Source organism: Glaciecola sp. XM2, from assembly GCF_018595715.1.
Classification (GTDB): Bacteria; Pseudomonadota; Gammaproteobacteria; order Enterobacterales; family Alteromonadaceae; genus Glaciecola.
Window position 1 is genome coordinate 109,651 of the sequence record NZ_JAHEOJ010000014.1, and the last position, 20,384, is coordinate 130,034.

Sequence of the window (20,384 nt, forward strand, 5' to 3'; positions counted from 1 at the left end):
GCTTACATACGTTCTTGAACAACGCCGGCAATAGGAGATGATTCAAGGCCATTGCTGGCAATCCAATCTGTTAAAGCAACGCCGTCACTGTCAGGCTGATTTAATCGTGATTTTGGCATTTTTTTCACTAAAAGCGTACCCGCTTCAACAGCGTCACTAAGCAAAGCCGTTCGGATTAGACTGTTTCCGTTGCACGAGATGCCGTCGTAATAATCAGCAAGCTTCAATGAATAATTTGCACGTACATCTTTCATTTTCTTGCGCAGTTCAGACTTGTCGTCGCTTTGAACAATATTGCATATGTTGGCCAAAGCAGCTTCGATGCTCGCGTTAGCGTTGAAGCTAACAAGTCCAGCTGTGCAGATAGCGATTACAGATAACGATTTTAACTTCTTCATGGTATTTTCTCTTCAAGGTTAGGTTTGACGAGCGCGATTTTACTTCGCAGCACCTAAGTAGCAATCACATCGTCTATAATCAGGTTTAAAAATAAATACCTATTGATAAAAAGTAAAATGGTCTTACCATTTCCTTGCGTCAGTGTGATGGATTGTAAGCTTTTGCTACTTCTGAAATTTGTTCGCGCATCCACCTATGAGCACTGTCATTATCGGCGCTCACATGCCAATACAAGTAATACTCAATGGGGTGAATATCGAAGGGTATTTCATACATAGCAAGGTCATAATGTTTCGCTAGATGGTATGGGATACAGGCAATCATATCGGTTTTAACAATGGCGCTGGGCACCGTTAAAAAGTGTTGACTGCGCATAACCACTTTTCTTTTTACGCCAAGCTTATCAAGGGCTACATCAATTGTGCCAGCGCCAGATCGTCGATGGGACACGTTAATGTGCCCAAGCTTTAAAAATGTCTCTAGCGATAGCCCTTGTTGTAAGAGAGGGTGGTTTTTGCGCGCTAAAACAACGAATCGGTCTTTTGCTATGCGTTGCTTTTTCAAGTGAGGGTCGGTGAATGTTGAGGCGTCAGCAAAAAAGTCTAGATTTCCACTGGCCATTGCCGACACCACATTGCTGCGAGCCACCTCATAATTAGTCAGAGTAATGTCTGGTGCGACGTTCTGTAGGCGCGCCATTAGTCGCGGCATAATGCTCACTTCTAACAAATCACGGCTAGAAAAATGAAACGCTTTATTAGAGCTTTCAGGCTCAAAAATATGACTTTGCTGCACACTCTTGCGCAGAAGTCCGAGTGCCTCCCTGGCAGGCACAATAATGTTTTGTGCTACGGGAGTAGGGGTCATTGAATGCCCAGTGCGCACAAATAAAGGGTCATTTAACATTTCACGTAGCCGTGCCAGTGAATTACTCACCGCAGGCTGGGTTATACAAAGCACATCTGCTGCTTTTGTTAGGCTACCGGCGGTGTATATCGCATCAAATACGGCAAACAGATTTAAATCAATTCGGTGCAAATTCATATCAGTCTCCAGTTTTCCCAATTCACTGAGTCAATAAAAGGGTATTCACAATTATCAATTGAATTATCACTATAGTTGATAGTATAAGTGCTTTTTAATCAAATATGTTAATAAATTAGGAGAGTTATGAATATTTCGTTATTAAGTGTTAATGATGCCTTGGCTTGCGAGGGCTGGTATCAAGTCACTCAAGAGAAAGTAGATGCTTTTGCGAAAGTGACAGAAGACTTCCAGTGGATTCATATTGACCAAGCGCGATGCGAGAAAGAAAGCCCGTTTAAAACCACAATTGCTCATGGATTTTTGACAGCGGCGTTGATGCCAAAGATGTTTGCACAATGCGTCAGCGTTGATCCACAGAAAAACACAATGCTCAATTACGGCATAGATAAACTGAGATATTTAGAACCCGTTAGAGTAAACGATGAGATTAAATTTAGCTTTGTGTTAAGCAGTATTGAACGCAAGCCCATGGGCAGCTTATACCGCTTTTCTACCCAAGTGGATATCAAGGGAAGAGACAAGCCTGCGCTAGTGGGTGAATTTTTGATGCTGTTGCTTTAACCATGTTTAGTTGCATAGATAATAGTTATTATTACAAATAAATAACAAAATAGTTACATTTTGCTGATCATAATTTACACTTCAACGTAGAATAAGTAATCGAAAAGTATCATTCGGTTAGTTATCAATGGCCTGATTGCTTCAGAGTTTGAATCTAAAGCGTAAAAGCCAGGCGCAACTAATGACAAAAAAGCCATAATAAAATGGCGCACACAAGTTGGGGAAGTTTATGAAGTTTACTGCTAAAAAGACAGCGATAGCAGCGGTCGTCGCCGCGAATATGTTTGCTTTACCAAACATCGCTTTGGCTCAGCAAGACGATGCAAACGAGGCAGAAGCCAAAGACGTAGAACTAATACTGGTCACAGGTAGTTTTGTAAGACGTAGCGAAAATTTTGAGTCACCGTCACCATTGGCGGTCGTAGACAGTGTCTCTATCGATGCTATTGGTGCGAAAAACATAGCGGATATTACTCAGACGCTAACCATCAACACTGGTGCTGAGAATAACCCCGATGCGTTTACACAAAACGCGACAGCGGGTACTTCTAACATTAACCTCAGAGGGTTAGGTGTTGCATCTACATTGGTACTGCTAAACAGCCGTCGTCAAGTTGTTAACGCTCAACAGACCAACGAAGGCCTTAACTTCGTTGATACCAGTTCTTTAGTGCCGATGATTGCGATTGACCGCGTTGAGATTATTAAAGACGGTGCGTCGGCACTTTACGGTTCAGACGCGGTTGCCGGTGTAGTGAACTTCATTACAAAACGTAATTATGACGGCGTTAAAATCACAGCCGATTATCAAGACGGTGCCCATGGCGACAATTCGGAATATATTCTACAAGGTTTGTGGGGAGCAAGTTCTGATAGAGGCAATGTGATGGCGGCAATCAGTTATACTGATCGCTCACCTTTATTTTTGTCAGACCGCCGCCTATCTCGCCCGCAAGACGATAGCAGTAACCTAGGTAACCCAGGTTCATATTTTGGCGTCCCAGGGATTCCTGCAGGGGTACCCGTTATTGACCCAACCGGTTGTGCTGAGTTTGGTGGTAACGCAAACATTGCTGCGACCGTACCATATCCTGGCTTTGGTTCGCTTGATTTAGGAACCTGCCAATTTGATTTCGGTCCTGGCTATTCATACGTGCCGGAAGAAAGCCGAATTAATGCCTATGTAAAATCAAATTATGAACTTACCGACACCATCACGTGGGTAACAGAGTTTGGATTAGCTCGTAACCGCGCAGAGCGAGGCGGTGCACCTAGTTTTCCTAACCTTCGCGGCCCAATTGTTCCCGCCACGCATCCTGATAACCCATTCGGCACCGCCGTTCAGTTTTTAGGAAGAGCAGAGGGTAATGGCTTTGAAGCAGACCCTGCTAATACCGAATCAGAGACTTTCCGTTTCAATACTGCACTTACAGGAGAGATGGATAATGGTTTCTGGGAAATAAGCTATACCAACGCTAAAAATGAGTTCTTGTTTAGGGTTGAAGACGTACTTAACACAGAGTTTAACCTTGCATTGTCAGGTTTTGGCGGCGCAAACTGTGATCCAAGTAGTCCAGCGGCAGTTGCTGGTCAGGGACCGTGCGAGTACTTCAATCCATTTGCGACATCATTTACCACCTCACCTAACTCGCAATACGTGATTGACTCGTTTTCTGCTGATCAAGTGATTGATTCTGAGGCTAAACTTCAAGTGCTAGAAGGTTTCGCTTCTTTTGATGTGTTTGAAATGGACGGCGGCTTTGCAGGCTTAGCGGTTGGTTTGCAGTACCGTGAAGAAGAGCTAAGTCAAGACTATGATCAATTGTCTAACCAAGATAGCTTCTCATTTGTTATTGGTAACCCTGACTTTAGTGATAGCCTAGATGTTTGGGCCGCTTTCGCCGAAATGGCGTTACCTGTAAACGATCAGTTAGATATTCAATTGGCCTTACGCTATGAAAATTACGGTGGCTCTATTGGCGATACTGTTGATCCAAAATTGGCTTTCAATTATCGCTTTACCGATGATTTCTCACTGAGAGGGTCTATCTCTACCTCGTTTAGAGCGCCGTCAATCTTTATGCGAAATGGTGGAGCAACAAGTTTGCAACAGCTCACTGACCCAGTAGTAGGTGGAAACGCCTTCGCTGCAGTGCGTACCGCGGGTAACACCGAATTAACGCCTGAAGAGTCAACTGCATATAACTTCGGTTTCTCATTTGAACCGATTGATGACTTGTCGGTTGAAATTGATTATTGGAACTTTGAATTTGAAGACCTGATTATTCAAGAAAGTGCGCAAGCCTTGTTGAATTCTAACCCAACCGACACATCCCGTATTGTGCGCGCAGGGGATCCACTAACAGGGCCTGTCTTACAGGTTAACAATACATATGTTAACGCAAGTTCGCTGGAAACCAATGGTCTTGATATCGTGTCGAGCTACAAGATTGAGACAGAGGTAGGTACATTCACGCCAAACTTGTCAGCTACATATATATTGGCTTATGACCTCAACGATCCACAAGCGGGTCAGATTGATGGCGCTGGACGTAGAAACTTCACTAACATTGGTGTGTCTTCACCTGAGTTACGCGCTAACTTAGGCTTAACATGGACCAATGACATATACAGTGCCAACTTATTTGCGCGTTATGTGAGCAGCTATGACGATGATCAAAACTGTTCAGATGGTACGATTAGGACAGGTAGTTGTGGTAATCTTGGGTTAAAAGAAATTGATAGTCACGTCACTTATGATGCTCAGTTTAATGTTGACCTCGGTGCATTGCTTAATACCGAAACCAATTACCTATTAACGGTTGGTGGCATTAACTTGACGGACGAAAATCCACCTCAGGTATTTACCAACAGTGGCTTTGACTCTAAAGTGCATGACCCTAGAGGTCGTCAACTTTACGTAAGACTGGCGGTTGAATTTTAATTCATTAGCACAATCTTTTAAATTAGTCGTATAAAGCCCCGTAACAGGGGCTTTATTTTTTTAACACAAGTGAGAGAGATAATGGTGAAAAGATTAGAAGAATCCGAAATTTCAGTTGCCTTAGAAGAGCTAAACGGCATGTCTGGGGATGTACCGTGGGTCATTGAAGGCGGCAAACTTAGTAAAACATTTAAGTTCAAAAGCTTTATACGTGCCTTTGGCTGGATGAGTCAGATGGCAATATGGGCGGAAAAGCTCAAGCACCACCCAGAATGGTTCAATGTGTACAATAAAGTAGAAGTTAAGCTTGTTACTCACGATGTTGATGGCATCAGTGAATTAGATTTTGAGCTAGCCAAAAAGATGGAGTTGTTTAAATAATCTTCCGGCAAAGCTTGAAAAGTAAGCGATCAGTCATTATTTACATATTATAAGAAAATCTGGCTTGCAACGCGCATGGTGCTATGTATAATACGCACCTCTTCAGCAAGCAAGCTGATTACCAGTTCAGACGCGGGATGGAGCAGTCTGGTAGCTCGTCGGGCTCATAACCCGAAGGTCGTAGGTTCAAATCCTGCTCCCGCAACCACTTTAGAAAACCCAGCACATTGTTGGGTTTTTTATTATTTGACGTAAAATTTTAATTTGCGTCATCATAGCTTACTCGTTATACTTTGCGCCGTTGGTATTTTCGCTTACATGGTTTGAGCCGATACGAACGCGAGCGGCATTTTTCCGTTGTAGTAATGGACGATGTCCACCATGAGCAATTATGGTGATAAGAATTCCGAAAAAAGGCTCCGCTTGTACGGGGCTTTTTTGTTTTTTACTCTCACGAAGTAAGAAACTGAGAATGGGCAATATGCCCTTTTTTTATATGTGTAAACCACGGAGATTAGATTGTCTCAGTTAGAACAAAAATTGACTGAAATGCTGGCATCGCCAGTTGAGGCCTTGGGCTTTGAACTTGTCGGTATTGAATTTGTACGGGCAGGCAAACACTCAACGCTGCGAGTCTATATAGATAATGAAAACGGCATCGATGTTGACGACTGCGCTGATGTAAGTCATCAGGTAAGTGCGGTACTAGATGTCGAAGATCCAATTTCAACCGAATATAACCTGGAAGTTTCGTCACCAGGTATGGATAGACCGCTGTTTAAAGCTGCCCATTACGCGAAAGCAATAGGGGAAGAGGCGTCTATTAAATTGAATTTTCCGCAAGATGGACGTCGGAACTTCAAAGGAATTATTAAGCAGTCTACCGATACGCATGTGCAGGTTGAAGTAGATGGAACTGTCTTTGAGTTGCCATTAGGCAATATTGCAAAGGCTAACATAGTGCCAAATTTTGATTAATACGGGGATGCTTGCTGGCAGGTAGGCAATAACAAGAATATGAGCAAAGAAATTTTATTAGTAGCAGAAGCAGTATCTAACGAAAAGCAAGTGCCGAGAGAGAAGATATTCGAAGCACTGGAATTCGCTATCGCGAGTGCCACCAAAAAGAAAAATGTGGGCGAAATAGAAGTCCGTATTGCTATCGACAGAGAAACCGGAGATTTTGATACGTTTCGCAGGTGGTTGGTAATTGAAGATGACCAAGAACAAGAGAACCCATACGCAGAAATGACAATATCTGCCGCTCAAATCGATGAGCCGGATATTCAAATTGGTGATTACGTTGAAGAGCAAATAGAGTCTATCGCGTTTGACCGTATTACGACGCAAACCGCCAAACAAGTCATTGTCCAGAAAGTGCGTGAAGCGGAACGTGCACAAATGATTGCCGAATATGAAGATAAAGTCGGTGAATTGGTGACAGGTACGGTTAAAAAAGTAAACAGAGATAACATCATTGTTGATTTAGGCAACAATGCAGAGGGCGTAATTTTCCGCGATGACATGCTCCCGCGTGAAACCTTTAGACCGGGCGATAGAGTCCGTGGTTTGTTATATGTGATTCGTCCAGAAGCACGTGGCGCGCAATTATTTATAAGCCGTACTCACCCTGATATGCTAATTGAGTTGTTCCGCTTAGAAGTACCGGAAATTGCGGAAGAGACTTTAGAGATAAGAGCTGCGGCTCGTGACCCAGGTGCGCGTGCAAAAATTGCGGTAAAAACCAATGACAAGCGTTTAGACCCAGTCGGAGCATGTGTAGGTATGCGTGGTTCGAGAGTGCAAGCGGTATCGAGTGAACTAGGCGGTGAGCGAGTCGACATCGTATTGTGGGATGAAAATCCAGCGCAATATGTGATTAATGCGATGGCTCCTGCTGAGGTTGCCTCAATCATTGTTGATGAAGATACGCGAACTATGGATGTTGCCGTTGAAAGCGACAACCTTGCGCAAGCGATTGGCCGAAATGGTCAGAACGTGCGCCTTGCAAGTCAATTAACGGAGTGGGAGCTTAATGTCATGACCATTGAGGACATGAACAACAAGCACCAAGCAGAAAATGAAAAGGTATTGGCATTGTTCACTCAATATCTTGATATCGACGAAGACTTCGCTCTAGTGTTAGTAGAAGAAGGTTTTACCACATTAGAAGAAGTGGCATACGTGCCGGCTGCCGAGATGCTAGAAATCGAAGGCTTAGATGAAGATATCGTAGAAGAGCTTCGCGGCCGTGCAAAAGCGGCACTAACAACGCAAGCATTAGCAAACGAAGAGAGTTTAGAAGCGTCAGAGCCTAAGCAAGAGCTATTAGACCTTGAGGGTATGGATAAGCACGTTGCTTATCTGTTGGCGAGTCGCGGCATCACAGATCTTGAAGGTCTTGCCGAGCAAGGCACTGATGAAATTAGCGACATCGAAGGGTTGACCGAAGAGCAAGCTGGCACTTTAATTATGGCTGCGCGCAACATCGTTTGGTTTAACGAAGAATAAGGTCAAGGGGAGATAGTAATACCATGGCAGAAGTAACCATAGAAAAGTTAGCGAGTGACATTAGCACCTCCGTTGACCGTTTAGTTCAGCAGTTTAAAGAGTCTGGCGTTGAGAAAAAAGCCGGTGATAGTGTGACAGAAGTTGAAAAACAAACGCTATTAGATTATCTGAACAAGCAACACGGCGGCGCAGGCGCGCAAGCACCTAAAAAGATGACGCTTCAACGCAAAACCACCAGCACGATTAGCTTAGGTAAGTCGCGTGCGGTGAAAGTAGAAGTGAGAAAAAAACGCACTTATGTAAAACGCAGTGATATTGAAGAAAAGCGTTTAGCAGAAGAAGAAGCAGCGCGCAAAGCCGAAGAAGCAAGAATTAAACGCGAAGCGGAAGAAAAAGCGCAGGAAGCAGCTAAACTCGCAGCGCAAGAAAAAGCGAAGAAAGCTGAAGAGGCTAGAAAAGCGCAAGAAGCAGAGCGTCAAGCCCGCGCTGAAAAAGCGAAGAAAGAAGCTGAAGAACGCAAAGCTTCTGAATCAAAACTGACTGACGAAGAGAAAAAAGCGCTTGCAGAAAGTCGCGCCGAAGAAGAGCGTTTGAAGAAGCAGCAAGAAGAAGAAGTGCAGCGTAAACTTGAAGAAGACGCGAAAAAAGCGGCGGAAGAAGCGCGTAAGCTTGCTCAAGAGAACGAAAGGCGTTGGAAAGAAGAAGAAGAGCGTCGTAAGAAAGAAGAAGCTGAAGAAGTGCATTTGCATTCGAATCGTTATGCTCAAGAAGCTGAAGATGAAGAAGACATGCAAGTTGAACGCAGCAGTCGTCGTCGTAAAAAGTCGAAGAAAAATGCTGGAGAGCATCTCAAGCAAGGATTTACTATGCCTGTGGCACCTGCAATAAAAGTCGTTAAAGTTGGTGAGAGCATCAACGTTGGCGAATTGGCTAGTCGTATGTCGGTGAAAGGTACCGAAGTGATTAAAACCATGATGAAAATGGGTGAAATGGCCACGATTAATCAGGTCCTTGATCAAGAAACTGCAGTGCTTGTCATTGAAGAAATGGGTCACACCTACGAGTTAGTCAACGATAACGCGTTAGAAGACGAATTAATCGCAGTCTCTGACGAAGGTGAGCAAGTCACTCGTGCTCCTGTTGTGACTATTATGGGGCACGTTGACCATGGTAAAACATCCTTACTCGATTACATTCGTCGCGCTAAAGTCGCAGATGGTGAAGCGGGTGGTATTACCCAGCACATTGGTGCATACAGCGTAGAAACCGACAACGGGCGCATTGCATTTTTAGATACTCCTGGACACGCCGCGTTTACCGCGATGCGAGCCCGTGGTGCAACCGCAACTGATATTGTTATCCTAGTTGTTGCCGCAGATGATGGCGTAATGCCACAAACGAAAGAAGCGGTTCAGCATGCGAAAGCGGCAAACGTGCCGTTAATTGTTGCTGTAAACAAAATGGATAAAGAATCTGCAGACCCTGACAGAGTAAAAACCGAGTTATCACAAATCGAAGTTATTTCTGAAGAATGGGGCGGTGATTATCAGTTCGTAAACGTGTCGGCCAAGACCGGTCTAGGTATTGACGAATTATTAGAAGCCATTAGCTTACAGGCTGAAGTACTTGACCTTAAAGCGGTAGAAACAGGCCCTGCTAGAGGGATAGTCATCGAGTCTCGTCTGGATAAAGGCAGAGGACCAGTTGCCTCTGTTCTGGTGCAGTCTGGTTTGCTTAAACCTGGTGATATTTTATTGTGTGGTGAAGAATACGGTCGCATCCGCGCTATGCGAGACGAGCATGGCGCAGATATTAAAGCCGCTGGCCCATCAACACCGGTTGAAGTGCTTGGTTTATCGGGCGTTCCCATTGCAGGTGAAGATGCATTAGTGGTAGCTGATGAGCGTAAAGCGCGTGAAGTTGCTGCGAAACGTCATACTAAACAGCGTGAACTGAAACTGGCTAAGCAACAAAAAGCGAAACTTGAAAACATGTTTGCGAACATGGAAAGTGGTGATGTATCTGAACTCAACGTCGTATTAAAAGCAGATGTTCAAGGTTCAATTGAAGCCATCTCTGAAAGCTTAGTAAAACTTTCTACCGATGAAGTGAAGGTAAACATCATCGGCAGTGGTGTTGGTGGTATTACCGAAACAGATGCGTCGTTGGCATCTGCGTCAAATGCAATCATTATTGGCTTCAACGTGCGTGCTGATGCAACCGCTCGCCGCACCATTGAAGCAGATGAAATTGACTTGCGTTATTACAGCATCATTTATGAACTAATTGATGAAGTCAAACAAGCGATGACGGGCATGTTAGCGCCAGAGTTTAAACAACAAATTATCGGGCTTGCAGAAGTACGTGACGTGTTTAAGTCTCCTAAAATTGGTGCAATTGCCGGTTCAATGGTAACCGAAGGTGTGATTAAGCGTAGTAATCCAATACGCGTGTTGCGTGATAACGTGGTTATCTATGAAGGTGAGCTTGAATCCTTGCGTCGCTTTAAAGACGATGTACAAGAAGTGAAGAAAGGGATTGAATGTGGTATCGGTGTTAAGAACTACAACGATGTTAAAGTTGGCGACCAAATCGAAGTATTTGAAGTGGTTGAAGTGCAACGCGAACTGTAAGCAAGCACCCCAAAGATAAAGACGAAACGGAGGCCACGCGCCTCCGTTTTTGTCGACAGGTAAGAGAGGAAAACATGGCTAGAGAATTTTCGCGAACAGATCGCGTTGCCCAGCAGATTCATAAAGAAGTTGCGAGCATATTACAACAAGAATACAAACATAGAGAGCCTACGGTAGGCATGATCACAGTGTCTGGTGCAGAGGTTTCAAGAGACCTGAGTCACGCTAAGATCTTTATTACTTTTTATGGAAACGATGAAGATAAAATAAAAGAAGACTTAGCTAAGCTTCAAGACGCAAAAAGCTTTGTCAGAGGCTTATTAGGAAGACGAGTTAGAATGCGCAATGTACCGGCTCTTCATTTTGTAAGAGACACCTCCATTGTAGAGGGCGCTCGCATTTCTGCTTTAGTGAACGATGCGATTGCCGCTGATAAAGCTAAACATAAGGATGATGAGAAGTAGTGGCGAGACGACGCAAAGGCAGGTTGGTTAATGGCATTTTGCTGATTGATAAGCATACGGGTGAATCGTCTAACGCAATTGTTCAGCAAATAAAGCGTTTGTATGGGGCCGCAAAGGCTGGCCATACTGGCGCATTGGATCCTCTTGCCACTGGCATGCTGCCAGTCTGTTTAGGCGAGGCGACGAAGTTTTCACAGTTTTTATTGGATGCCGATAAAACATACGAAGTAGAAGCGCAACTCGGTGTTCGCACCGATACCTCTGATGCTGACGGCGAGGTGGTAGCAACTTCACCGGTATCGGTTACCCAAGAGCAGCTTGAAGAGGCGTTAGTGCAATTTCGTGGGAAAATCCAGCAAGTACCATCGATGTTTTCAGCGCTAAAGCACAATGGCCATCCGCTTTACTATTATGCCCGCCAGGGCATAAACATACCCAGAGAGCCGCGCGACATTGAAGTTTATAAGAACGAATTGCTGGCCTTTTCACACGACAGTGTGAGTTTGCGTATACGCTGTTCTAAAGGGACTTACATTAGAACGATCATTGATGATTTGGGGCAGGTTCTAGGGTGTGGTGCTCATGTAAGAGAGTTGCGCCGCACACAAGTGGCGCAATTTCCTTTGCAAATGGAGTCGGTAGAACATTATCAGCAACTGGTGTCAGGCCAACAAGCGCCTGCTTTATATGACACCTTAGATGCCGAGCTCTTACCTATGGATACTCCGGTGCTAGATTTGCCATCCAATACCCTAGATTCGTCATCTACGAAGTTGTTTCAACATGGACAACAAGTACCGCTAGGCTCTGAGTGTTCTCAACAGATAGAAATAGGGCAAGCAGTGCGAGTATATGGGCCCAATGCGCTATTTTTAGGGGTCGCTACCATCGATGACAATCATAAACTGCAGCCAAAACGTTTGGTCGTTTATGCACAGCCCACTGAAGCGGGATAGTCTTTATTGGTAAAACATATTTGTTGCTTGCGGTTTCAATGCAACTCAGTATAATACGCGCTCGCTTAATGGTGCTGAATTAGTGATCGGCCCATTTTTATTCACGTTTCATCGGAGAAATATATGTCACTAACTACACAAGAAACAGCAGATCTCATTTCAGAATATGGTCTTAAAGAAGGAGACACTGGTTCTCCTGAAGTACAAGTTGCTTTGTTGACGCACAACATCAATAAGCTTCAAGGTCACTTTAAGTCACATAAAAAAGACCACCATTCACGTCGTGGTTTGTTACGCATGGTATCACAGCGTCGTAAGTTGCTAGATTACCTTAAAGGCAAAAACGTAGAAAGATATCAAGATCTTATCAAGCGTTTAGGTCTACGTCGATAGAACCGAACATCAAAAAAGCCACTCTGTAGAGTGGCTTTTTTTTGGCTTTTCCCATCCTCAAATACGTTGCCATAAAGAAGACTTATTTATAAAAACATCAGTGGGTTAGTTCCTAGACGGTTTTCACCGCCAGCTCTTTGACCTGAGTTTCTATGCCATTAAGCTTTTGTAAAAGAGAAGTGTTGCGCTTTTCTAGTAACAATACCTTTTCCATCAGTTGGCGTAATTCTTCACTTTGCGCCGCGTTTGTCGCGCCTATACCTTCGTTTTCGACTTTCACACCGAGTAGATTGTTTGCTTGTTCGGTAATCTTCCCATTAAGATCGTTGATACGGGTCATCAGCTGTTGCGTGCCGCTTTGAGATGAGTTTACTTTACTCTCAATGCTGCCGAGCATTTGCGTTGTTTCGCGCTTTAAACTCACCAGTTGTGAATTAAGCTCTTTGATTTCCGCTTGATTGCGTCTCCATGCAGAAGCCCAAAGTCTATCCATTTGCTCCCATAATTCTTCGGTACGCTCGCTTAATTCGGTCACTTTTACCTGCAAGGCTACCGTGGAGTTGTCCATTTCTTCACCCGTGGCAGATAATCTATTCTCGAGGAGATCTAGGCGGTTTTGATTTTCCACGATGATTTGCTTGCTAGCTTGCAGTTGCGTAAACAAATATATACTGGCTCCTGCTGCACCTAATGCCGCAATTAAAACGACACTGAATAAGCCCTTGCTCACGCCACCGCTAGTTTGCGGGGCTTTAGGACTCGGTGAAGGCTTTTTTGCGCCGGCCGGAATACGATCGCTTGCGTCAAGATTAATTGGCGCAAATTCGGTATCTTTGGAACTAGAGGTCATACGGGCTCTCTTATATTTTTAATGCGATACATGGTTTTCTAACACTTATGATACAATAACTTACATTATCTGCTAATTAAATTCACCCATGTTGCCGATTATACCTTTCTAGAGGTGGTTTATTGGAAAATACTGTAAACACAACTATCATATATATAACTACAGAGACTATCGAGACGTATGAAGCTAAATAGCAAGCTGTCGGTCGTATTAGGATTTAGGAGCCTTGCGCTTCTGGTTTTTCTCGGCTTTTTTATGGCGTTTGTACAAACCGTGTTTGATTTTAGAGAGCGTCAAGACGAAGTCACTCGTACAATCGACTCTATCGTTACGTCTGCGCAAGGGTCGGCGAGTAATGCGGTATATTTGTTAGATAACGGTATTGCTCAACATGTCATAGACGGCCTCTCATATTTTGATTTTTTTAGCTACGTCGCAATCACAGATGACAAAGGCTCAGTTATGGCGGAGTTTTCCCGCCAAAAAATGGACGATAATGTAGCCTTAAATACATCGTACAATCCTGTCCTGTCTCTAGTGGTAGATAATTTTTCACGGGAATCAGTCTTACTTACCGGGCAAACGCTCGCTGACGGTACGCCGCAAGTTTACGGTAAAATGGAATGGGTAGTAGATAATCATATCGCGCTATCTGGTGTTTATTTCCGTGCGGTCAGGGCTTTTGGCATTGCATTAGCGGGCTATATTTTACTGACCCTCGCGTTAAGTATTTTGTATCACTACACGCTGGCGGCTCCTTTAACACGTTTATCTTCACGATTTCAGCGGGTAAATATTAAATCTATTGCAACACAAAAAATCAGCCACCTTCGCGGTCACGAGCAAAATGAGTTCAGCTTGATTGTAAATGCAGCTAACGACATGTTATCGCGCATATCCTCGGGCCAAGAACTACTCACTGAACGGTCTCAGCGTTTTCGCTTAATTTTAGATACCGCCCCAGCACTGATTTACTCTATAGACAACAAACTCGACTTTGTGTTTGCAAACAAAGCTACCGCTTCATTTTACGGCTACTCAATTTACGAGCTAAAAGGTCGAGGTGCTGAAGAAGTGATCGCTCCTATAGATAATCATCTTTTGGATTTCATAAAAGGTTTTATCGGCTCGACCAAGCGCCAAGTCAACAAAATTATGCCCATGAAAAACGCGACTGGCGTGCAATGTCATATGGAAATGACGTTAGTAAAATTCAAAACCCCAGAGGGGCACAGCATCTTGGCAACATGCTCAGATGTCACCAAAAGAGTTCAAGCCGAAGAGAAAATTGAGTCACTTGCTTACTTTGACCCTTTAACGTCATTGCCAAATAGAAACAAAGTGTATGATACTTTAAACCGTTCTTCTGAGGGCGAGAAGGGCATGTATGGCATTGCTGCAATTGCCGATTTAGATCAATTCAAGCGTATTAACGACACCCTTAGTCACAGCGTTGGCGATCAACTGATTGTGAAGTTAGCAGGGCGTCTTCAAAAAGAGTTTTCATTTTCTGACCTAATCGCACGCCTCGGTGCCGATGAATTCTTATGTATTGAAGAAAACGTTTCAGAGAGTCTTAAAACGGCAGTAAATGGTGCGGAAGTGCTCGGTGAACGTCTTAGAGCGTGTATTAACAAAGAAATTGAGATTGGCCTTCACAGCTATGCATTGACCGCAAGTATTGGTGTGGTCGTGTTTAAAAAAGGAAGTTCGAATGCCGATGAAATTCTACAGTATGCTGATACTGCAATGTATGAGTCAAAACGTGCAGGCCGTAACCGCGTAACACTGTTTAAAAATGAGATGGCTACCCAAGCTGCACAATTGCTAGAGCTTGAGCGCGACATCATGAAAGCCATGTTTCGCGATGAGTTCTATTTTGTGCTGCAACCTATTGTGGACTCAGAGAACCATCATGTAATGGGGGCCGAAGCCCTTATGCGCTGGAAAAAAGATGGCAAAACAATTTCACCTGCTGAATTTATCCCCTTCTTAGAAGAAAGTGCGCTCATTGTTGAAGTCGGTGAGCGTATTCTTAGCGGCGTTTGCAGATATATCGCTGAATTAAAGCAAAGAAAAGTGCTTCCGAAAGGCTTTAAGGTAGCCGTCAATATTAGTGCTAAACAATTAGCTCGCCACGACTTCATTGAGACCGTGTCGCGGGTATTATTAAAGCACAATGTAAAAGGCGAAATGCTGGAGTTCGAAATCACTGAAAGTGTGGCCTTGAACAATATGGCTGACACCATCAATAAAATAGTCAGCATCAAAAAAATGGGTGTGAGTTTCTCTTTGGATGACTTCGGTACTGGTTATAGCTCGTTAAGTCACCTTAAAGACTTGCCGGTAGATAAGTTGAAGATTGACCGTTCATTTATCAACGATATCACCGTCGATAAACAAGATGAAAACCTCGTTCGCTCAATTATTCAGCTTTCCAAAAACCTCGGCTTGGTTACCGTAGCAGAGGGCGTAGAAACCCAAGAGCAGGTAGAATGGCTGATGTTACAAGGCACGCTCTTGCTACAGGGTTACTATTTCAGTAAACCGCTTGATATCGAAGATTTTGAAGCGACATACTTACCACAAGACCTGCCTAATAAATAAAGTATCAATATCATACAAAGCGCTTCTTTTCGTACATGTCAGCTATGCATAGCGCACAGGCATTGCGAAAACGAAGCGCTTTTGTTGTGTGTAACACCTATTCGCCAATATCAGTATTCAGTTTTTAAGAGACGACCTAGCCATAATCAATGTTGCGCGGGTCATTAATTGCGAACACATTCTGTTACAACATTGTAAAAATTTAATGAACATAATGTTGCAAGCGGCCGGCCAATGTCATTTACTAGTGGAGGTAAAAAAGCACTTCACACATAACAAAAACGACAGAGGCTCATTTTTATGAATACAGTTCAAACGCGTAAACGCAAATTACCGCTACTGATAGGGGCTTTATTAGCAACTAGCATGATTTTAGGCGGTTGCTTAGGCGATGATAAACCTAGGCCAATTCCACCGCCTGCAGCACCAGCGCCAACACCACCACCGCCGCCACCGCCTGAGTTTTCAGCCGAGATTCAGCGCACTGAGTTTGGTATTCCGCATATTATGGCCGAAGATTATAAAGGTTTAGGCTACGGCCTTGGTTATGCATTTGCTAGCGATAACATTTGCTCGTTAGCGAGAGAGATTGTGGTTGCCAGCGGCACAAGTGCATTAAACTTTGAACCGAGCGCGCGCAACATCACCTCTGACGTATTTTACACGTGGTACAACGAGCCAAGCAGACGAATGGCATTGCTTGACGTGCAAGAGCAAGAAGTTCGCGACGCTATTCAAGGTTACGCCGCCGGCTATAGCCGTTATCTGCGCGACACTGGCGTAGATAATATTGACCCAGCTTGCGCAGGAGAGCCTTGGGTGACCGAAATTACTGAGATGGATCTCGCTGCCGTATACGGTAAAGGCAACTTAAGAGGCGGGCTTTCTAACTTTGTGACGCCAATTGTCTTGGCACAGCCACCGTCAGCAAGTGCGGTTGCGCCAGCAGTAGGTGAAGATATCCCCGCATTTGATTTAACACGAATCAACGTACTTGAGGGGGGCAGTAACGCTTATGCCTTAGGTTCAGAATCGACAGAAAACGGCAGTGGCATGTTGTATGGCAACCCCCATGAACCTTGGTATGGTGTACAAAGGTTCTATCAATTCCATTTGACCATTCCAGGTGAAATAGATGTGATGGGCGCGGGTCAACAAGGGCAGCCCTTTGTGAACATTGGTTTTAACAAAGACGTTGCTTGGAGTCATACGGTATCAACCGCTAAGCGCTTTACTTTGTATCAACTGCAGTTAGTGCCGGGTGATGACTTAAAGTACCGATATACCAATGCTGATGGAGAGGTGGAAGAACGCGATATCACCCGTGAAGAAATCACCATCGATTTACCTGGTGGTGCAACGCATACAGGCGCCATTTATAACTCCCATTTTGGCCCAATGTTGGCAGCGCAGTTTATTAACGGGGCGTTACCAAGTTGGGGTACCTTTAACCTTGCATTTGCTATTCGTGATGCAGCTTCAGAGAATCCACGCGGCGTGAATCAGTGGTATTCCATGAACAAAGCCACGAGTTCTGAAGACCTGTTAGATCGCATGAAAACCGTACTCGGTCTGCCGTTTGTAAATACGATTGCCGCTGATCGTGATGGCAACGCACTGTATGCAGATATGTCGACGGTCCCACATGTGACCAGCGCGCAATTTGCCGCTTGTGTAGGTGCCAACCCTGCACTTCAGGCACTCGCCGCAGCGGGTATTCCTGGGCTTGATGGCAGCACAGCAGCGTGTGAATGGGGAAGTGATGAAGATTCTCCACAAGAAGGTATTTTTGGTGGGTCTAACTTGCCAGCGTTGTTAAATACCACTTATTCAACTAACTCAAATGACAGTTACTGGATGAGTAATCCTGATGAGCCTTTAAACCAAGAGTTCTCGCCTCTATTGAGACGAAACTTAGTGGCTCGTCCAGGGGTTTCTGTTGCAGCGGCTGCTCCGCGCTTACTTCGCACGCGTATGGGGGTTGTGCAAGTGCAAGAGCGCCTCTCGGGTGAAGACGGTCTTGGTGGAAACAAATTCAGCCTGCGTAAGCTACAAGAAGTGGGTTACAGCAACCGTAATTATGCTGCTGAACTCGTTTTAGATGACGTACTGGCTGATTGTGAAGCCAATGCTTTAATGCCAGTGACAGGTGGCGGGACTATTGACGCTACCGAAGCGTGTGAAGTTCTAGGCAACTGGGATAGAGCAAATAACGTAGGTAGCCGCGGTGCGCACGTGTTTAGAGAGTTCTCTAGAAATGTGAACTATGAAGGGAATATCGAAACCGCATTTAGCGTGCCTTTTGACGAAGCTGACCCGGTAAACACTCCAAGAGGCTTCATTGTTAATGAGAGTACACGTCGCGCTTTGGGTGACGCTATCCAATTGTTTGTAGATCGCGGCGTTGCATTAGATGAGCAATTAGGTAACTTGCAGTTTGAAACCGTTGCTGGAACAGGCGAGCGTATTCCTATGCATGGTGGTAGAGGTCAAGAGGGCGTATTTAACGTGATCTTTGTTCCTGGCGCTGACGCAGACGGTAACTACACACCTGTCACTGGCGGGCCAACGTACATGCAGACCGTAACTTGGGATGCCGACGGCCCAGTAGCCGAAGCGTTGTTAGGTCAATCGCAATCAGCTGATGCTACCAACCCATTTAGCCGTGACCAAACCAGACGTTATTCAGAGAAAAACTGGATACCTATGCCGTTTAGTCAAGCTGAAATTGCAGCCAGCGCAATTGGCGAGAAGGTCGTAATAACTGAGTAAGGGGTAAAACAGTCGCTAAGCCTATAATGCATGGCTTGGCGATACCTCATGTGATTGAGAAGACGATGTCTTCTCCTATAAAAAAAGACGCTACAAGGCGTCTTTTTTTGAAGGTGGTGGAGCTGGCGGGATTTGAACCCGCGTCCAGAAAGCGTCAACCTTTGGTACTACATGCTTAGTTTGTCTTTTATTTAACCCTATGAACTCCGGCAAACAGGATTTCTTCGGGCTGGCCTAATACTATTTCGCGGTTCAACCTTAGACAAGTTTCCCTCGCTAGTTCATTAGTATGACCTTCCAAACCTTCACGAATGAACAACGGCTGAAGTGGAAGGGCCTATACAGGTTATTAAGCTGCTAGTGCGTAGTTTTCGTCGTTTGCGACTATTTTTTTGCGGCTTTTTAAAGAGGCAAACCGCACCTCTGCATGCACCTCCGGCATCATTGAATCCTGTCGAATCCAGAGCAGCCCCGAAGCAAAGTGCATTATAACACATACAGAACTTAATACAGAACAAGATTTTATATCTGTTATGGATTGCGCCATTAAACTTTTAAACAATCAATTGTCGATGTTATGCTACGCGCTTTTTACAGAGAGCCGTATATATGTTGTTTGAGCCAATCACGCTTCCATGTGGACAAACCCTAAAAAATCGTGCCGTAAAAGCAGCCATGGAAGAGAATATGGCAGATGCTTCACACTATCCTTCTGTTGGTTTAAAAAAGCTCTATAGTGCTTGGGCGCATGGTGGTGTTGGTTTGATCATTTCAGGCAACGTCATGATTGATAAAATGGCCATGACGGGCCCCGGTGGTGTGGTGCTAGAAAAACACACGCCGCTTGATGCATTTACCGACTGGGCAACGCAAGCCAAGCAAAATCAATGCAAAGCCATTATGCAAATTAACCACCCTGGGCGTCAGGTAATGAAGAATATGGGCGGTAAAAATCTCTCTGCGTCAGATATAGCAGTGGATATCGGTAAGCATTCTAATTTGCTAGCTCAGCCGCGAGCGATGACAAATGATGAGATTCTAGACGTCATTCAACGCTTTGTTGATACCGCACTTAAAGCTAAAGATGCCGGTTTTGATGGCGTTCAAATTCATGCGGCGCATGGTTATCTTCTCTCACAATTTCTATCTCCGCTCACTAACAAACGCAACGATGAATGGGGTGGGGACCTGCACAATCGCGCTCGCATCTTGTATGAGGTAATACAGCGTGTGCGCGAAGCAGTGGGGACAACGTTTATCGTTGCGGTAAAGATAAACTCTGCTGATTTTCAGCGCGGCGGCTTTGATGTTGAGGACGCTATTTCTGTAGTAACAACCCTCAATACGTTGAGCTTGGATTTTGTTGAACTATCGGGCGGCTCTTATGAAGCGCCAGCGATGCAAGGAAAGTCAGGAGATGAAAGAACTTTGGCAAGAGAAGCTTACTTCTTGGAGTTTGCAACGCAGATTGCTGAGCACGCCAAGATGCCCATTATGGTCACCGGCGGCATCAAGCGACGTCATATAGCTGAAAAGGTCTTAAGTAAAAACGTTGACTTGATTGGCATGGCCAGTGCCCTCGCATTTTCACCTGATTTAGTGAAAAAGTGGCAAAAAGGCAATGAAATCGATGGCTTTGTACCTAATGTTCAGTGGAAAGACAAAGCGATGACGGGGCTTGCAAATATGGCCTTAGTAAAGCGTCAACTGCAAAGAATGGGCAAGGGAAAAACACCAAGGACCAATCATAGCCCGTTGCTTTCACTTATTTTAGATAGAGTGCGTATTGCGCGTTTAACCAAGGCTTACAGACGCTGGATAGCCGTAGATTAGCTAAAGCGAGCTACATGAGCGATGCTCAGTAAA

15 protein-coding genes, 1 tRNA gene and 1 other RNA gene are annotated in these 20,384 nt (G+C 44.6%); 13 read left to right on the forward strand and 4 right to left on the reverse strand.

Annotated elements, in window-relative coordinates; translation table 11 throughout:
- Window positions 1–2: 2 nt before the first annotated feature.
- Both KJ365_RS00935 and KJ365_RS00940 read right to left on the reverse strand, forming a co-directional pair.
- Window positions 3–398, reverse strand: coding sequence for a DUF3718 domain-containing protein (locus KJ365_RS00935; protein WP_214449738.1), 396 nt, complete (start codon window positions 396–398; stop codon window positions 3–5).
- A 139-nt stretch (window positions 399–537) separates the two neighbouring features.
- Complete coding sequence (locus KJ365_RS00940; protein WP_214449739.1) at window positions 538–1,443, reverse strand: LysR family transcriptional regulator; 906 nt, start codon at window positions 1,441–1,443, stop codon at window positions 538–540.
- A gap of 126 nt (window positions 1,444–1,569) precedes the next feature.
- Here KJ365_RS00940 and KJ365_RS00945 point away from each other — a divergent pair, with 126 nt between their 5' ends.
- The 10 genes from KJ365_RS00945 to rpsO all read left to right on the forward strand — a co-directional run bounded on the left by KJ365_RS00945 (window position 1,570) and on the right by rpsO (window position 12,289).
- A complete protein-coding gene (locus KJ365_RS00945) occupies window positions 1,570–2,007 on the forward strand; it encodes a MaoC/PaaZ C-terminal domain-containing protein (protein ID WP_214449740.1) in 438 nt (145 codons plus the stop codon).
- Window positions 2,008–2,236: 229 nt separating this feature from the next.
- Window positions 2,237–4,951: a TonB-dependent receptor plug domain-containing protein gene (locus KJ365_RS00950; RefSeq protein WP_214449741.1), complete on the forward strand. Its 2,715-nt coding sequence runs from the start codon at window positions 2,237–2,239 to the stop codon at window positions 4,949–4,951.
- A gap of 81 nt (window positions 4,952–5,032) precedes the next feature.
- Window positions 5,033–5,332, forward strand: coding sequence for a 4a-hydroxytetrahydrobiopterin dehydratase (locus tag KJ365_RS00955; protein ID WP_214449742.1), 300 nt, complete (start codon window positions 5,033–5,035; stop codon window positions 5,330–5,332).
- Window positions 5,333–5,463: 131 nt separating this feature from the next.
- Window positions 5,464–5,540 (forward strand) — tRNA-Met (locus KJ365_RS00960).
- A gap of 311 nt (window positions 5,541–5,851) precedes the next feature.
- On the forward strand, window positions 5,852–6,310 hold the full coding sequence (rimP, locus tag KJ365_RS00965; protein WP_214449743.1) for a ribosome maturation factor RimP: 459 nt from the start codon (window positions 5,852–5,854) through the stop codon (window positions 6,308–6,310).
- A 39-nt stretch (window positions 6,311–6,349) separates the two neighbouring features.
- Window positions 6,350–7,843, forward strand: a complete 1,494-nt coding sequence (gene nusA, locus KJ365_RS00970; RefSeq protein ID WP_214449744.1) for a transcription termination factor NusA — start codon at window positions 6,350–6,352, stop codon at window positions 7,841–7,843.
- 23 nt (window positions 7,844–7,866) lie between these two features.
- Window positions 7,867–10,476 carry a translation initiation factor IF-2 gene (infB, locus tag KJ365_RS00975; protein ID WP_214449745.1) on the forward strand — a complete coding sequence of 870 codons (2,610 nt, stop codon included), beginning with the start codon at window positions 7,867–7,869 and terminating at the stop codon, window positions 10,474–10,476.
- 74 nt (window positions 10,477–10,550) lie between these two features.
- Window positions 10,551–10,940 carry a 30S ribosome-binding factor RbfA gene (rbfA, locus tag KJ365_RS00980; protein ID WP_214449746.1) on the forward strand — a complete coding sequence of 130 codons (390 nt, stop codon included), beginning with the start codon at window positions 10,551–10,553 and terminating at the stop codon, window positions 10,938–10,940.
- On the forward strand, window positions 10,940–11,896 hold the full coding sequence (gene truB / locus KJ365_RS00985) for a tRNA pseudouridine(55) synthase TruB (RefSeq protein WP_214449747.1): 957 nt from the start codon (window positions 10,940–10,942) through the stop codon (window positions 11,894–11,896). The genes rbfA and truB overlap by 1 nt, the downstream gene beginning before the upstream one ends.
- Before the next feature lie 123 nt (window positions 11,897–12,019).
- On the forward strand, window positions 12,020–12,289 hold the full coding sequence (gene rpsO, locus KJ365_RS00990; protein ID WP_214449748.1) for a 30S ribosomal protein S15: 270 nt from the start codon (window positions 12,020–12,022) through the stop codon (window positions 12,287–12,289).
- A gap of 112 nt (window positions 12,290–12,401) precedes the next feature.
- On the opposite strand, the gene KJ365_RS00995 is transcribed toward rpsO, so the two are convergent.
- Complete coding sequence (locus tag KJ365_RS00995; RefSeq protein WP_214449749.1) at window positions 12,402–13,139, reverse strand: GumC domain-containing protein; 738 nt, start codon at window positions 13,137–13,139, stop codon at window positions 12,402–12,404.
- A 180-nt stretch (window positions 13,140–13,319) separates the two neighbouring features.
- Between KJ365_RS00995 and KJ365_RS01000 the strand changes: the two genes are divergently transcribed.
- Both KJ365_RS01000 and KJ365_RS01005 read left to right on the forward strand, forming a co-directional pair.
- Window positions 13,320–15,746, forward strand: a complete 2,427-nt coding sequence (locus tag KJ365_RS01000; protein WP_214449750.1) for a putative bifunctional diguanylate cyclase/phosphodiesterase — start codon at window positions 13,320–13,322, stop codon at window positions 15,744–15,746.
- A 300-nt stretch (window positions 15,747–16,046) separates the two neighbouring features.
- Window positions 16,047–18,518, forward strand: a complete 2,472-nt coding sequence (locus KJ365_RS01005; RefSeq protein ID WP_214449751.1) for a penicillin acylase family protein — start codon at window positions 16,047–16,049, stop codon at window positions 18,516–18,518.
- Between the two features lie 114 nt (window positions 18,519–18,632).
- Here the strand turns inward: KJ365_RS01005 and ssrA are convergent.
- Window positions 18,633–18,991, reverse strand: a transfer-messenger RNA (tmRNA) gene (gene ssrA, locus KJ365_RS01010).
- Between the two features lie 136 nt (window positions 18,992–19,127).
- Here ssrA and KJ365_RS01015 point away from each other — a divergent pair.
- Window positions 19,128–20,351 (forward strand): NADH:flavin oxidoreductase/NADH oxidase family protein, encoded by a 1,224-nt coding sequence (locus tag KJ365_RS01015; RefSeq protein WP_214449752.1) that lies wholly within the window; start codon window positions 19,128–19,130, stop codon window positions 20,349–20,351.
- Window positions 20,352–20,384 lie beyond the last annotated feature (33 nt).

Excerpts from the sequence above, each read along its gene's own strand:
- rbfA (WP_214449746.1), top strand. The coding sequence starts at position 10,551 with ATGGCTAGAGAATTTTCGCGAACAGATCGCGTTGCCCAGCAGATTCAT.
- KJ365_RS00940 (WP_214449739.1), bottom strand. The coding sequence starts at position 1,443 with ATGAATTTGCACCGAATTGATTTAAATCTGTTTGCCGTATTTGATGCG.
- KJ365_RS01000 (WP_214449750.1), top strand. The coding sequence starts at position 13,320 with ATGAAGCTAAATAGCAAGCTGTCGGTCGTATTAGGATTTAGGAGCCTT.
- KJ365_RS00935 (WP_214449738.1), bottom strand. The coding sequence starts at position 398 with ATGAAGAAGTTAAAATCGTTATCTGTAATCGCTATCTGCACAGCTGGA.
- KJ365_RS00955 (WP_214449742.1), top strand. The coding sequence starts at position 5,033 with ATGGTGAAAAGATTAGAAGAATCCGAAATTTCAGTTGCCTTAGAAGAG.
- KJ365_RS01005 (WP_214449751.1), top strand. The coding sequence starts at position 16,047 with ATGAATACAGTTCAAACGCGTAAACGCAAATTACCGCTACTGATAGGG.
- KJ365_RS00950 (WP_214449741.1), top strand. The coding sequence starts at position 2,237 with ATGAAGTTTACTGCTAAAAAGACAGCGATAGCAGCGGTCGTCGCCGCG.
- KJ365_RS00995 (WP_214449749.1), bottom strand. The coding sequence starts at position 13,139 with ATGACCTCTAGTTCCAAAGATACCGAATTTGCGCCAATTAATCTTGAC.
- KJ365_RS00945 (WP_214449740.1), top strand. The coding sequence starts at position 1,570 with ATGAATATTTCGTTATTAAGTGTTAATGATGCCTTGGCTTGCGAGGGC.
- rpsO (WP_214449748.1), top strand. The coding sequence starts at position 12,020 with ATGTCACTAACTACACAAGAAACAGCAGATCTCATTTCAGAATATGGT.
- nusA (WP_214449744.1), top strand. The coding sequence starts at position 6,350 with ATGAGCAAAGAAATTTTATTAGTAGCAGAAGCAGTATCTAACGAAAAG.
- infB (WP_214449745.1), top strand. The coding sequence starts at position 7,867 with ATGGCAGAAGTAACCATAGAAAAGTTAGCGAGTGACATTAGCACCTCC.
- KJ365_RS01015 (WP_214449752.1), top strand. The coding sequence starts at position 19,128 with ATGTTGTTTGAGCCAATCACGCTTCCATGTGGACAAACCCTAAAAAAT.